The 13,466-nt window shown below is 60.5% G+C and carries 10 protein-coding genes; 6 read left to right on the top strand and 4 right to left on the bottom strand.

Annotated features, from left to right (window positions below):
• The first annotated feature begins 207 nt into the window (after positions 1 to 207).
• Both EKK30_RS12755 and EKK30_RS12760 read left to right on the top strand, forming a co-directional pair.
• A complete protein-coding gene (locus tag EKK30_RS12755; RefSeq protein WP_290985644.1) occupies positions 208 to 2,652 on the top strand; it encodes an ATP-dependent helicase in 2,445 nt (814 codons plus the stop codon).
• 272 nt (positions 2,653 to 2,924) lie between these two features.
• Positions 2,925 to 3,125 (top strand): hypothetical protein, encoded by a 201-nt coding sequence (locus tag EKK30_RS12760; RefSeq protein WP_290985647.1) that lies wholly within the window; start codon positions 2,925 to 2,927, stop codon positions 3,123 to 3,125.
• 69 nt (positions 3,126 to 3,194) lie between these two features.
• Here EKK30_RS12760 and EKK30_RS12765 read toward each other — a convergent pair whose 3' ends face one another.
• Positions 3,195 to 4,499: a DnaJ domain-containing protein gene (locus tag EKK30_RS12765; RefSeq protein WP_290985650.1), complete on the bottom strand. Its 1,305-nt coding sequence runs from the start codon at positions 4,497 to 4,499 to the stop codon at positions 3,195 to 3,197.
• Between the two features lie 288 nt (positions 4,500 to 4,787).
• Between EKK30_RS12765 and EKK30_RS12770 the strand changes: the two genes are divergently transcribed.
• From EKK30_RS12770 to EKK30_RS12785, 4 genes are all read left to right on the top strand, one after another.
• A complete protein-coding gene (locus tag EKK30_RS12770; RefSeq protein WP_290985653.1) occupies positions 4,788 to 6,248 on the top strand; it encodes a TMEM143 family protein in 1,461 nt (486 codons plus the stop codon).
• Positions 6,249 to 6,254: 6 nt separating this feature from the next.
• Positions 6,255 to 7,130: a 50S ribosomal protein L11 methyltransferase gene (locus tag EKK30_RS12775; protein ID WP_290985656.1), complete on the top strand. Its 876-nt coding sequence runs from the start codon at positions 6,255 to 6,257 to the stop codon at positions 7,128 to 7,130.
• A 32-nt stretch (positions 7,131 to 7,162) separates the two neighbouring features.
• Positions 7,163 to 8,974, top strand: coding sequence for an aminopeptidase P family protein (locus EKK30_RS12780; protein WP_290985659.1), 1,812 nt, complete (start codon positions 7,163 to 7,165; stop codon positions 8,972 to 8,974).
• 85 nt (positions 8,975 to 9,059) lie between these two features.
• Entirely contained in the window at positions 9,060 to 9,239 is a 180-nt protein-coding gene (locus EKK30_RS12785) for a hypothetical protein (protein WP_290985662.1), read from the top strand.
• A gap of 5 nt (positions 9,240 to 9,244) precedes the next feature.
• Here the strand turns inward: EKK30_RS12785 and ligA are convergent, their stop codons facing one another.
• The 3 genes from ligA to lpxC all read right to left on the bottom strand — a co-directional run bounded on the left by ligA (position 9,245) and on the right by lpxC (position 13,464).
• Positions 9,245 to 11,383 (bottom strand): NAD-dependent DNA ligase LigA, encoded by a 2,139-nt coding sequence (ligA, locus tag EKK30_RS12790; RefSeq protein WP_290985665.1) that lies wholly within the window; start codon positions 11,381 to 11,383, stop codon positions 9,245 to 9,247.
• A gap of 92 nt (positions 11,384 to 11,475) precedes the next feature.
• Positions 11,476 to 12,363 (bottom strand): outer membrane protein assembly factor BamD, encoded by an 888-nt coding sequence (locus EKK30_RS12795; protein ID WP_290985668.1) that lies wholly within the window; start codon positions 12,361 to 12,363, stop codon positions 11,476 to 11,478.
• Between the two features lie 207 nt (positions 12,364 to 12,570).
• Positions 12,571 to 13,464, bottom strand: coding sequence for a UDP-3-O-acyl-N-acetylglucosamine deacetylase (gene lpxC / locus EKK30_RS12800; RefSeq protein WP_290985671.1), 894 nt, complete (start codon positions 13,462 to 13,464; stop codon positions 12,571 to 12,573).
• Positions 13,465 to 13,466: the final 2 nt, after the last annotated feature.

Genomic DNA, 13,466 nt, shown 5'->3' on the forward strand with positions numbered 1-13,466 from the left:
GCAAAGCACACCGGCGGACGCGATCGGAGCGGCGCCCATGCCGCAGGAACCTGTATGCCACGATGGCGCGACACTCTGAACTCGAAATTTGGCTCAATTCCAGGCGTTTGAAGAGATTGTGGCGGTATTTCAGTTTGCTGTTGCTTCCGCACGCGTCTTGCCGCCGCGCCAGTTGTACGATCAGCTTCTGTGGTTTACCTGACTTGCATGACCTCGATTCATAAGCAGGACGCTTCCAGCGGCGGAAATCCGCCGTTCGACGATGACGAGCCGCCATTCGATCTCCCCGAGGCTCCGGCAGAGAAGCCGCGCGACACGGCCCAGAGCGGCTTGTCCATTTCCGCGCGCGCCGTTGCCGCTTCACGCGGTGAGCCAGCCTACCTCGATGGTCTCAATCCGGAGCAACGGGATGCGGTCGAGACGACCGAAGGCCCGCTTCTCGTTCTCGCCGGCGCGGGAACAGGGAAGACACGCGTTCTGACCACCCGCATCGCCCACATCCTGGCGACGGGGCGCGCCTATCCCTCCCAAATCCTGGCCGTGACATTCACGAACAAAGCGGCGCGCGAAATGCGCGAGCGAATTGGATCTCTGATCGGCGGCACACTTGAAGGCATGCAGTGGCTCGGCACGTTCCATTCGATCGGCGTGAAGATCTTGCGCCGGCATGTCGAATTGGTCGGCCTCAAGCCGGGCTTCACCATTCTCGACGACGACGATCAGGTGCGCCTGTTGAAGCAGGTCATCGAAGCCGCGGGAATCGACAAAGACCGTTGGCCGGCGCGGCAACTCGCCAATCTGATCGACAGCTGGAAGAACCGCGGCCTGACGCCGGACAAAGTTCCGGAAGGCGAAGCTTTCGGATTTGCCGGTGGAAAAGGACGGCAACTTTATGCCGCTTATCAGGCGCGACTCAAGGATCTCAACGCCTGCGATTTTGGCGATCTTCTCCTGGAATGCATCCGGCTGTTCCGCGAGCACCCGGACGTTCTCGCCGATTATCATCGCCGCTTTCGCTATCTCCTAGTGGACGAATACCAGGATACCAACGTGGCGCAGTATCTGTGGCTGCGCCTCCTCGCCCAAGGTTCGCCCAACATCTGTTGCGTGGGCGATGACGATCAATCGATCTATGGCTGGCGCGGCGCCGAGGTCGACAACATTCTGCGGTTCGAAAAGGATTTCCCTGGCGCGAAAGTCATTCGGCTCGAACGCAACTATCGCTCGACCGCCAACATTCTCGCGGCCGCTTCCGGACTGATCGCAAAAAACAAGGACCGGCTTGGCAAGACGCTGTTCACCGACGGCGCTTCCGGTGCAAAAATTAAAGTCGCGAACTTTTGGGACGACGAAGCCGAAGCCCGCGCGATCGGCGAAGACATCGAAAATCATCAGCGGGCTCAGGAACGCTTGAACGATATGGCGGTTCTTGTGCGCGCGTCATCGCAGATGCGGGCGATCGAAGATCGCTTCATCACACTCGGCTTGCCCTATCGCGTCATCGGGGGCCCGCGCTTTTACGAACGCCAGGAAATCAAGGACGCGATCGCCTACCTCGATGTCGTCGCCAATCCGGCGAACGACTTGAAGTTCGAGCGGATCGTCAACGTGCCGAAACGGGGGCTCGGCGATACGACGATCAAGCGGATCCACGAACTGGCGAGGGCACGCGGAATCCCGCTCTATCAGGCCGCGCGCGAGATCATCGAAACGGACGAACTGACGCCGAAGGCGCGCAAGTCCCTGTTCGACATCACACAATCTTTCGAGCGCTGGCGCAGCAATCTCGATCGCATGCGCCACACCGATCTTGCCGAACTCATCCTGGACGAGTCCGGCTACACGGCGATGTGGCAGGCGGACAAAAGCCCCCAATCGCAATCGCGCCTGGAAAACTTGAAGGAACTCGTACGCTTCATGCACGACTTCGACACTCTCCAAGGCTTTCTGGAGCACGTGTCTCTCGTCATGGACGCCGATCAGGGCAGCGACGGCGATCGCGTGTCGCTCATGACGCTTCACGCGGCGAAAGGACTTGAGTTCGGCATCGTTTTCCTGCCCGGCTGGGAGGAAGGTCTCTTTCCGCATCAGCGGTCGCTCGATGAGAGCGGCAAGGCCGGCCTGGAGGAAGAGCGTCGCCTGGCATACGTGGGACTGACGCGGGCGAAGCGCAGCGCGAAGATTTCGTTCGCTCAGAACCGTCGGACGCATGGCCTCTATCAATCGGCCTTACCCTCGCGGTTCGTAGATGAATTGCCGGAAGCGACTGTCGAAATCGTCGAGAGCGAAATGCCTTATGGCGGACGGCAGAACCCGTTCGGTTTCGGTGGATCGTTTGGACAAAGCCGCTTTGATCGTGCGGGCGGCAGCGACCCGTTCAAGTCGAGCTACAATACTCCCGGCTGGCAACGCGCCCAGCAATCCTGGAGCCGGAGCGATCAGAAAAAGAAATCGCGCGGACCGATGACACTCGAAGGCGAACTTGTCGCTGCTTCGACCGCCGACGCACCGTCGTTCAAGACGGGCACGCGGGTTCGGCACGAAAAGTTCGGCGAAGGGACTGTCACAAACGTCGATGGCAACAAGCTGACGATCGATTTTGATGACGGCTCAACGAAACGCGTTGTCGCAAGTTTCGTTGACGTCGTATGAGCGGTGAGCTATGTACTTAATGCTCATTGGCGTCTTAATCTCGCCGCGGGTTTCTTCATATCGCCGTAATTCCTAGGCATGATTTCCACAGCTCGTTGAGCGTGGGGGTTCATCAGCTAAAGCAGGCCGTCGCGATCCGGAAACGTCACCGGACGATCGCTTACGTCTGCACGGAAGTCTCTGATACCATTAGAAAAAATTCTTCTTCAAAACACGAAACCGAAGCGGGGAATCCTGGTTTGTGAGGGGAGAGTCCTTGAAAGGAGCTATCCATGAGCACTTACCGCTTTCCTCTGAGGGGTAAGATTGGCGTCGTGCGCGGGAAGGACGGGGAAGTCCTGACGCGACGCGTTGGTGCACAGCGTGACCTGAGTAGGGCTAACCGCCGGAATTACGAGTTGATCGATTGCTTGAAGCCGTTGACGGATGAGGAAGTTCGCAATCTTCCGATCGCTCACCGCTTCTCTGCCTGACAGAGCCTGCATTCTCGGGCTCGAATAAGCGGCATCGCCAAACGCGGTGCCGTTTATTTTTTTGCATTCTCACGCCGCAGCCGCCGGCCGAACTTTCAGCAAATCCCAAGCTGCGTTGATCTGCTTGATCCGCTGTTCGCGATACCGCCGGTCAGCCTCATCATGCGCGTGATCGGGGTGCCACGACATCCGTAGCGCATCGACGATCTTCTTGACCGCTGCGTCAGGGGCATTTGGGTTGAGCCCAAGCACGCGGTAGGCTTCAAAGGCGGTGGTTGGGATGTCTGGTTCCGGTGCACTGGCGCGTGCTTCGCCGGTCGCCGGCGCAGGCATGGCCCCCTCCACGATGCGGGCGATCCGATCGAGATCCCGAAGAACCGCGCGAACCGCCGACCGGAGCCGGTCCACGCTTAGGTCTCCGGCGCGTCTGCCCAAGTCGGCGACGCGATCATGAAGAGCATCCAGTTCCGACGTCAAAACATGACGAAGCAGCAGGTCGGGAGGCAGCATCGAGACCAGATACTCCGTCTCGTGAATACGCGTATGCACGGGCAACAGCAGGTTCGATGCATCGTCATCGTAGCCCGCAGAGGTATTGCTGGCGGTGGCACGCCAGGCTTCGAAGCGCTGACGGAGCGCAATAAGGAAAGCCACGGCGACATCGCGCGCGCGCGCGGTCAGCGGCGGAGAACCATTGGCATCAACCGAAAACTGCAACGGCCCGATTTGCCGACGCCGAACCAGCAACAGGCAGGCACCCATGAGCGAGACCAGCAGGATCGACACGACTCCCGCAATCTTCATAGCGCTGCCGCTGCTCGGCTCTGTCGAGGGCGACTTCGAAGTCGCCGCCGTCGCCGGATCAACGATTGTCACCCACGGGGCTGAAGCTGCCGCGGGTTCAGCCTGACGTGGCTCGGCTGGCGGTTCGATGACGGCGTCGCTCGATAACGTGTCGGTCGTCACGCGAGCAATCGGGGTCGTCGCACCAAATGCGGGAAGAATAAAACGTCCGCGCAGGCGGCTGACCGGAGCAAAGCCAGCGGGCAGTTTGTCCGGCAGAGCGACGCCGAGCGTCTTTGCCGAGGCGGCGACTTTCGCCCAAGATACACGTTGGCCACTGCATTCGATGGTGAACTTGTGGACCATCATCGTCTCGCAGGTCCACGCTGCCGATGACGAGCACGCCGTGAACGGCATGTCCTCATGGCGTCCGATGATTGGATAGGTCGTGGCGTCAGATGGCGAGAGGCGTGGGCTCCCAGCATCCATTATGCAAGAATAAGGTAGAACGAGTTCGTCAGCCTCGACAAAGCTTCCCGTTAGGGCAATGCACGCAGCAATGCCCCAGGCCAAAAAACGCACAGCCCCCATTTGCGCCCCCGCAAAATTCCCCTCTCGTGCCGCCGTTCATGATCCTAGCGAAAGATCGGCATCACTATGGCAACAAAGCGCGATATAAACAAATATTCTACAAGGCAGACGTGCAATTCGTAGTGTATCATCAACTACATGGCTGGGGATAAGTCATCGCTGGCCACGCAGGTCCGCGTCATCTTTCGGCGACTAAGTGTTGCCACGCTCGACCGATCTTCTGCGACTGAGTATGAGGACGGCAGGGGAACTTGCTGAGAACGTAAAAGAAGTTTTCGGGGGAAGCATATGGCGACGGTGGATGTCGCGGGTGCGCGGCTGCAGCGGAAGCAAAGTCTTTATCGTCGGCTCTCAGATCTCGCAGACTTCGACGCCAAGCCGGCCGAAGCGCATCAGGATGCCGTCAGGCAGCCCGTCGATGTGCTCGAACCCGATAACAGGCGCAAGCGCGAGCGTTTCATTCCGGTCACGAGATTTGCGCTGCTTGATCGTTTGACCAAGCCTTATCTTTGGGCGCCGGGTCAGGCGGCCGAAGCCCGCCGCTTCTTCCGCTATCTCGATTATTGGCGCCAGCAGCAATACTTCGCGATGCTGCTCGACCTCGAACAGACATACGAAGCGTTCTCGCCGGACAGCGACCTGCTTATGACGCGCACCTTCTCCGCCGATGAGAAGGAGTCACTCAAGCACCGCATCTTTGAAGGCGTCGAGAGCCTTCTCGAGCGAGCGAATTATGAGCGCATCGATCCAAATGACGTCGAAGTGATCCTGACGCGCGACAGCCATTACGGCCTCGACCTCTTCGTGGACATGAAGGCATTCGAGCGGATCGCGATCTATTATCGCGGCGCCTCCAATCGCAAATACGAGAAGCGGAGCATCCGCAGGTTTCTGCGCAAGGACGAGTTCGACGTTCCGATCTTCCAGCGCCTCTTCCTGATGTTCAAAATGAAAACGTTCGAAGCGCAGGTCGATGAGGCCATGCGCGAGAAGAAAATGTCGCGCGAGGCGGCGGAGAAGTGGGTCGAACGGCGACGCCAGCACCTGCCTCCCGGCATCAATGACAAGAACATCTACCTCAAGCTTTTCAAGAATATCCCGCGGACAGACCTCGAGATGGTCTTTCCGAATACCCAGGTGCGTTTCCGGCCAATGGACAAGCTTCGCCTCGGCGTGACCGCAGGCAGCGGGCTCGGCATGGGCGCAGTGGGCGCTGCGGGCAAGCTCGCGCTCTTCCTCAGCAATCCGATCGCAGCGATGGGCGCGCTGGCGGGCCTCGGCGGCATCGCGGCGCGGCAGGCGATGGGCTTTCTCAATCAACGACAGCGCTACATGGTGGTGATGGCGCAAAACCTCTATTTCCACACCATGGCCGACAACCGCGGCGTGATCCTGAAGATTGCCGCCCGTGGCGCCGAGGAAGACGTGAAGGAGGAGATGCTGCTCTACAGCGTCCTCGCCAAGGAGCCGGCAACCCGCGCCGATCTTCCCTCGATCGACCTTGCCATCGAGAACTACCTCACGCGGACGTTCGGGGTGAAGATCGATTTCGAAATCGACGATGCGCTCGATCGGTTAATTCGAGATGGAATCGTTCGGGAAAAGCCGGACGGCACATTTGTCACCTTGCCCCCGGGGGAGGCCGCAAAGCACATCGACGCGCACTGGGACATGTTCCTCGACCATCTCCCCGATCCGATCACGGGAGAGGGTTATGAATTCGAGGGAAAGGCCGTCCCCAACCCTTAGCGTCCAATGGCATTCAAAAAGTTTGCAGCTCTTTTCGACGATCGCGCGCTTGCGTACGCGACCGGCAACGCCGTGCAAGATCTCCTCGAGCCGCCGCCCGATGCATTGACGGTCTTCGAAGACGGTCCCGATCGCTGGCGCGTCGAAGCGTATTTCGACATGGACGCAGGCGAGCGTGACCTTGAAGGCGAGCTCGCCCCACTTCTCGAATGGCCGCTGCCCGCCTTCGAAATCGAAACGGTTCCGGAACTCAACTGGGTTGCCATTTCGCAAGCCGCCCTTCCTCCGGTGCCCGCCGGCCGCTTCACCATCCATGGCAGTCACGACAAAGGTCGCGTTGCGCACGGCCCCAATGCCATCCTGATCGATGCCGGCGAAGCCTTCGGTACGGCGCATCATGCAACCACTCTCGGATGCCTGCTCGCGATCGATCGGCTGACGCGCACCCAGGCCTTCAAAAATGTCCTCGACCTTGGCTGCGGTTCGGGCGTGCTGGCCATCGCCGCAGCGAAGGCTGCGCCGCACGCGCGCATCATAGCGGCCGACATGGACCCACAGTCGGTGAAGGTTGCGACGGAGAACGTCCGTCTCAATGGCGCAGCAAAGCGCATCGTGCTCGTCGTGGGCAATGGACTTGGGCATCCCCGGGTTCGGGCGCGAGCCCCATTCGATTTTCTCGTCGCCAATATCCTCGCCGGGCCTTTGCTTTTCCTTGCACCCTCGATCGCGCGCGCTGTCGTTCGCGGCGGCACGCTTGTCCTGTCCGGGATTCTCGTGCCGCAGGCCGCTGAAGTGATTGCGACCTATCTGGCGCACGGATTCACGCTGAAACGCCACGACCAAATCGCCGGCTGGTCGACGCTGACGCTCCGGCGGCGTTGAATTCCCCTTAAGCCACGCTTAGAAACTCAGCCATGCTGCAGACATTCCAATCTCTCTCCGAGCCTCACCGCGTCGCCGAGCGCGTGAAGGCACTTCGCGCCGCCATGGCGAAGGAGAAAATCGACGCCGTTCTCGTGCCGCGCGCGGACAAGCACCAGGGCGAATATGTGCCCGCGTGTGCCGAACGGCTTAAATGGCTCACCGGCTTTTCGGGGTCTGCCGGCATTGCGGTCGTCGCGAAGAAGGCAGCCGTTCTGATGATCGACGGCCGCTACACCGTGCAGGCGGCGGCTGAAACCGACACGAAGGTTTTCGAAGTCTCGCTGATGCCCCGCGCCAAGCTCGGCGAATGGCTCGCCAAGTCTGTCGGCAAGGGAGGGATCGTCGGCTTCGATCCATGGAATCACACAGCCGGAGAAATCGGTCGGCTGAAGGCAGTACTCGAGCCGAAGGGTATCAAGCTCAAAGCCTTGCCGAAGAATCCGATCAATACCATTTGGGGGAAGGATCGGCCCAAGCCACCGCTCAATCCCGTCATTGCGCAGCCGATCGCCTTCGCCGGGCGTACGGCAGCCGACAAGGTCGCCGAAATTCAGACGCGTCTAAAGGAAGATGGGCAAAGCGCCGTCATCCTGACCTTGCCGGATTCCATTTGCTGGCTCTTCAACATTCGCGGCAGCGACGTCGCGCACAACCCGGTCGTCCTTGCGTTCGCCATCGTTCCGGCAAGCGGCAAGGCAGAGCTGTTCATCGCACCTGACCGGGTCGATGACGACGCCCGCGCGAGCATCGCATCGGTCGCGAAGTTGATCTCTCCAGCAATGCTGCCCAACCGCGTGAACGAGCTGAAGTTGAAGGGCAGGCGCGTTCGCCTTGACCCGGAGACAGCCGCGTATTGGTTCGAGCAGAAACTCGGCGCCAAGCTCGTCTCGCGCGGCCAGGATCCGTGCATCCTGCCAAAGGCGATCAAGTCCGACGCCGAGGTGATCGGCGCGCGCGCGGCGCATGTCCGTGACGGTCACGCCGTGGTGCGGTTTCTCGGCTGGCTCGACGATTGGGCGTCTGACGGCACCCTCGACGAAATCACCGCCGTGCAGAAGTTGGAGGAGTTTCGGCGCGACACCAACATGCTGCGCGACGTGAGTTTTCCGACGATTTCGGGGTCGGGTCCAAACGGCGCGATCGTCCATTATCGCGTCACCGAAGAAAGCAACAGGCGGGTCCAGCCGGGAGAGCTTTTCCTCATCGACAGCGGCGGCCAATATCCCGACGGCACAACCGATATCACGCGAACAGTCGCCGTCGGCACGCCGACGGAGGACATGCGGCGGCATTTCACGGCGGTTCTCAAGGGCCACATCGCGGTGGCGACCGCGCGATTTCCTAAAGGCACGCGCGGTATCGATCTTGATCCGTTCGCTCGCCGTGCGCTCTGGCAGATCGGCGCGGACTTCGATCACGGTACGGGCCATGGCATCGGCAGCTATCTCTCGGTGCACGAGGGACCGCAATCGATCTCGCGCGCGGGCATGGCGGTGCTGCATCCGGGCATGCTGATCTCCAACGAGCCCGGGTATTACAAAGTCGGCGAATACGGCATCCGCATCGAAAACGTGGTGCTTGTGACGATGCCCGAGACGGTCGAGGGCGGCGATCGCGAGACCATGGCGTTCGAGACGTTGACTCTCGCGCCGATCGACAGGCGCCTCATTCTCCCCGAGATGCTGGAGGCTGGAGAACGCGACTGGCTGAACACCTACCATAAGCATGTCTATGACACGCTGGCGCCGGGCCTCGACCCTTCAACCCGCAACTGGCTGAAGCAAGCGACGCAGGAAATCTAGGTCGTTCCGCCCTGTCCCGCCCGGCACAGCGATGCGACCATCAAACGTTTAGGTCTTTTCTGCATTTCGCATGAGGAGAGACCCGATGTTCGACATCCACGAAATCACTGCCGCGCCGCATCTGCCCGAAGCACTGAAGCCGCAACTCCCGCCGACTCGCCCCGAAAACCTATTTGCGTTTCTCGCTCAGGCGCTCGCGAACGACAGCAGCGTCGAGGTGCGACTTCGCGAAGGCGAGATCTTCATCGCGCTATCGCCCGCGTGAAATGATCAGGCCTGCCCGATTAGCGCGAGCCAACCATCCTCATCGAGTACGGTGACGCCCAGCGCGCGGGCGTTGTCGAGCTTCGAGCCAGCGTCGGCGCCGGCCACCACGTAATCCGTCTTCTTCGAGACCGAGCCAGCAACCTTGGCGCCTAGGCGCTCCGCCTGCGCCTTCGCTTCGTTGCGCGTCAGCTTGGTCAGCGTGCCGGTGAAGACGACCGTTTTTCCGGTGACGGGCGACTCTTTCGTTTGCGCGCGAACATAGGGTTTGACCGTGACTTCCTTCAGAAGCGCCGCTACCTGCTCCTGGTTGTGCTGCTCGCCAAAGAAATCGACGAGCGCATCGATCACCGTTTCGCCGATGCCTTCGATGTTGTCGATGTCCCGATAGGCGTCGCTTTCCTTGCCGCCATCAATCGCGGCATCTACGGCGTTACGCAGCGCTTCAAGCGTGCCGTAGGCCTTCGCCAGATCCTTCGCCGTGGTCTCGCCGATGTGGCGAATGCCGAGGGCAAATAGAAACCGATCCAGCGGCACCTCGCGGCGCGCATCGATTGCCGCGAAGAGCTTACGGACGGACGTCTCCTTGAAACCGCGCAGGGACGTCAGCGGTTCCTCCGACGCCGCGTCGCGCCTAGCGAGCGTGAAGATATCGGCGGGCGATTTGATCCTGTCGGTGTCGAAAAAGAACTCGATCTTCTCCGTGCCAAGCCCTTCGATGTCGAAGGCGTTGCGCGAGACGAAGTGCTTCAAGCGCTCCTTGGCCTGCGCGGAACAGATGAGCCCGCCGGTACAACGGCGAACGACGTCTGCCCTGCCGGTTTCCTCAACCGACTCGCGCACGGCATGACTACCGCAGACCGGGCAGACCGTCGGAAACTTGAAGGCGTGTGAATGGGCGGGCCGTTTCGCGAGCACCACTTCGACAACTTGGGGAATGACGTCGCCGGCGCGCTGGATAACCACGGTGTCGCCCTCGCGGATGTCTTTGCGGGCGATCTCATCTTCGTTGTGGAGGGTCGCGTTGGATACGACGACGCCACCCACCGTGACCGGCTTCAACTTGGCCACGGGTGTCAGCGCGCCGGTACGTCCAACCTGGATGTCGATTTTTTCGAGGACCGTCGTCGCCTGCTCGGCGGCAAATTTATGCGCGATGGCCCAGCGCGGAGAGCGGGAGACGAAACCCAAACGGTTCTGATAGTCGAGACGGTTCACCTTGTAGACGACGCCGTCGATATCATAGCCGAGCGTTGCCCGCTTACCTTCGATGTCGCGATAGAAATCCAGCAACGATTCCGCCGTCGTCGAAATGCGCATCAACGGATTGACAGGAAGCCCCCAGCTCTTGAAAGCGGCGACGACGCCAGCCTGCGTATCGGCTGGCAAGTTCGAAGCCGCGCCCCAGGCATAGGCAAAAAATCGAAGGGGCCGCTTTGCCGTGATCGAAGGATCGAGCTGGCGTAGCGAACCCGCAGCGGCATTGCGCGGATTGGCAAAGACTTTGTCGCCGTTCTCCGCTTGCGCAGCGTTGAGGGCTTCAAAATCCTTGTGGCCGAGGTAGATCTCCCCGCGAATGTCGATCAGGTCCGGAATATCCTTGCCCTTGAGAGTGTGGGGAATCTCGCGCAAGGTCATTATGTTCGCGGTGACGTTCTCGCCTTCGGCGCCATCGCCGCGCGTCGCGGCCTGCGCGAGCGCACCCTTCTCGTAGCGAATGGAAATCGAGAGGCCGTCGATCTTGGGCTCGGACGTTACTTCCAATTCGTCGTCCTGCCCCAGCTTCAGAAAGCGGCGCACGCGCTCGACGAAGTCGACGACGTTCTGGTCGTCGAAGGCGTTGCCGAGAGAAAGCATCGGCACGTCATGGCGGATCTTGCCGAATGCGGCGACCGGAGCCGCGCCGACTTTGACCGTCGGACTGTCGAGACGGCGTAATTCGGGATGCGCCTTTTCCAATTCCGCCAAGCGCCGTCGCAAGGCGTCGTATGCGGCGTCGGAAATCTCGGGCGCGTCTTGCCGATAGTAGAGTTCGTCGTGGTGGGAGATCTCGGCGGAAAGCCGCTCAACCTCGGCGGCGGGTGTTTCGTTGCCAGCGCCCTTCGCAGCGGCTTTAGGTTTCTTTTTCGGCTTGGTTTCGGACATCGCGACTGCTTGTGATGACGAACGGACCCCGACGTACCAGTCTAGGCCGGGTATCATGATCTAGCACAAGGAACGATCGGGAAAAGGCTTACTCAGCCGTTGTTGACGCTGAGGCTCGGCACGCTGATCTTTGGTACGGACAGCTTGGGCACTGCGCCCCAGGTCTTGGACAGCCAAGAATCGCCGTCTTCGCGCGGAGCGAGACCGCCGGACTCCAGGAGCGCATAGGAGTCCTTGTACCATTTGCTGTCGGGGTAGTTGTGGCCAAGGACGGCCGCTGCGTTTTGGGCTTCCTTCGTGATACCCAGCGCCATGTAGCATTCGACCAGACGCGCCAGCGCTTCCTCGACGTGGGCCGTCGTCTGGTAATCGCTGACGACGGTCTTGAAGCGGTTGATCGCGCCCACGTAGTTGTGGCGGTCAAGGTAGTAGCGCCCAACCTCCATCTCCTGAGCCGCGAGATTGTCGTTGCAGATGCGGATCTGATTGTCGGCGTCACGCGCGTACTCGCTATCGGGATAGCGGGCTTTCAGGATCTTGAGCTGCTCGAGCGCCTTGCGCGCCGGCGTCTGATCACGGTTCGCTGTTTTCAAGTCGTCGAAATAGGACTGCGCGATGATGTGGTGAGCTAGAGGGGCTTCCTTCGTGCCCGGATGCATCGCGACGTAGCGTTCTGCGGAGGCGATGGCTTCCGGCGTCTTGCCGGCACGGTAATAGGCATAAGCCGCCATGACGATCGATTTGCGCGCTTCCGGCGAATAGGGGTGTTCACGATCGACGGCTTCGAACTTCTGCGCGGCGTCGTCAAAATTGCCCTTGGACATCATCGCATCCGCGTCCGCAAACATCTTGGAAGGCGGATCGGGATTGAGAGCGGCCGTATCGAGCTTGGGACCGCCGCCGCATCCAGCGAGCGCGAGCACGATCAGCGCTGAAACAGCGCTCAAAACTCTCGTGATGGCTCGTGCTGAAGTGGTCATGCGTAGCGTTGCTTCCCCCACGGGCGCGCATCAATCAATGCTCGCCCAAACTTGCCGAAGGCCGCAAGCGGATAGCATCCCCAAGCTCGCGCCGATAGACAAATCGTCGGCAGCGCGCTGTCAACTCACAGCCCTGACGATAAAAGATATTCTGAGAATGTGGTGCATTCCGGGCCGGGGCTGACGCCCCGACCGAAAAGCCGAAGCTTATTCCGCGGCGACGACCGTCTCGGAGACGATCTGAACCGGCGAACGGCTGGCGCGAGCGCGCGGTGCCTGGGCGTATTCCCAGTTCGATGCGTCGGCAAACAAAGCCTGGAGCACCATGGAATTCAGCTTGTGGCCGCCCTTGTAGGAGCGATAGGCACCAAGCAGCGGCATCCCAGCCAGTGCAAGATCGCCGACGGCGTCCAGCATCTTGTGACGGACGAATTCTTGCGGGTAGCGCAGGCCTTCGCGGTTCATCACCTTGCCTTCGCCGATCGCCACCGTATTGGTGAGGTCGGCGCCGAGCGCGAGGCCGGCTTTCCAGAGCTTTTCGACATCGCTCATGAAGCCGAAGGTGCGGGCGCGGGACAGTTCGTGACGGAAAACGCCCGGGCTCATTTCATACTGGAGACGCTGGCGGCCGATAACGGGCGTCGCGAAGTCGATTTCGACGTCCATGCGGAAACCGGCATGTGGCTCGAGTTCGCCCCAGCAGCCGTTCTCTTCAACCCGCACGGGCTTGAGAACTCGGATGTACTTGCGCGGCTCAGAAAGTTCGCGGATGCCAACCCGATCGATAGCGTCGACGAATTCCGCCGAGCTGCCGTCCATGATCGGAACTTCTTTGCTGTCGATTTCGATATAGAGGTTGTCGATCGAGAGGCCCCGGAGGGCGGCGAGCAAATGCTCGACTGTGCTGATCGTGGTGCCGGCGCCGTCGCCGATAACTGTACAGAGTGTGAGATTTTTTACGTTGGCTACGTGAGCCGCGATTTCCGAGATGACCCGTCCTCGTTTCGTAACGAGAAAGCGGAGCCCAGTATCAGCCTCTGCTGGATGCAGTGTGAGTGATACCGGAGCTCCGCTGTGCACCCCCGTGCCTGTCAACTGGATCT

Source organism: Hyphomicrobium sp., assembly GCF_003987855.1.
Taxonomy (GTDB): domain Bacteria; phylum Pseudomonadota; class Alphaproteobacteria; order Rhizobiales; family Hyphomicrobiaceae; genus Hyphomicrobium_B.

What these genes read in the sequence shown, in the direction of transcription:
- EKK30_RS12780 (WP_290985659.1), top strand. Translation starts at nt 7,163, where the DNA reads ATGCTGCAGACATTCCAATCTCTCTCCGAGCCTCACCGCGTCGCCGAG.
- EKK30_RS12785 (WP_290985662.1), top strand. Translation starts at nt 9,060, where the DNA reads ATGTTCGACATCCACGAAATCACTGCCGCGCCGCATCTGCCCGAAGCA.
- EKK30_RS12770 (WP_290985653.1), top strand. Translation starts at nt 4,788, where the DNA reads ATGGCGACGGTGGATGTCGCGGGTGCGCGGCTGCAGCGGAAGCAAAGT.
- EKK30_RS12795 (WP_290985668.1), bottom strand. Translation starts at nt 12,363, where the DNA reads ATGACCACTTCAGCACGAGCCATCACGAGAGTTTTGAGCGCTGTTTCA.
- EKK30_RS12775 (WP_290985656.1), top strand. Translation starts at nt 6,255, where the DNA reads ATGGCATTCAAAAAGTTTGCAGCTCTTTTCGACGATCGCGCGCTTGCG.
- EKK30_RS12765 (WP_290985650.1), bottom strand. Translation starts at nt 4,499, where the DNA reads ATGGGGGCTGTGCGTTTTTTGGCCTGGGGCATTGCTGCGTGCATTGCC.
- EKK30_RS12755 (WP_290985644.1), top strand. Translation starts at nt 208, where the DNA reads ATGACCTCGATTCATAAGCAGGACGCTTCCAGCGGCGGAAATCCGCCG.
- EKK30_RS12760 (WP_290985647.1), top strand. Translation starts at nt 2,925, where the DNA reads ATGAGCACTTACCGCTTTCCTCTGAGGGGTAAGATTGGCGTCGTGCGC.
- ligA (WP_290985665.1), bottom strand. Translation starts at nt 11,383, where the DNA reads ATGTCCGAAACCAAGCCGAAAAAGAAACCTAAAGCCGCTGCGAAGGGC.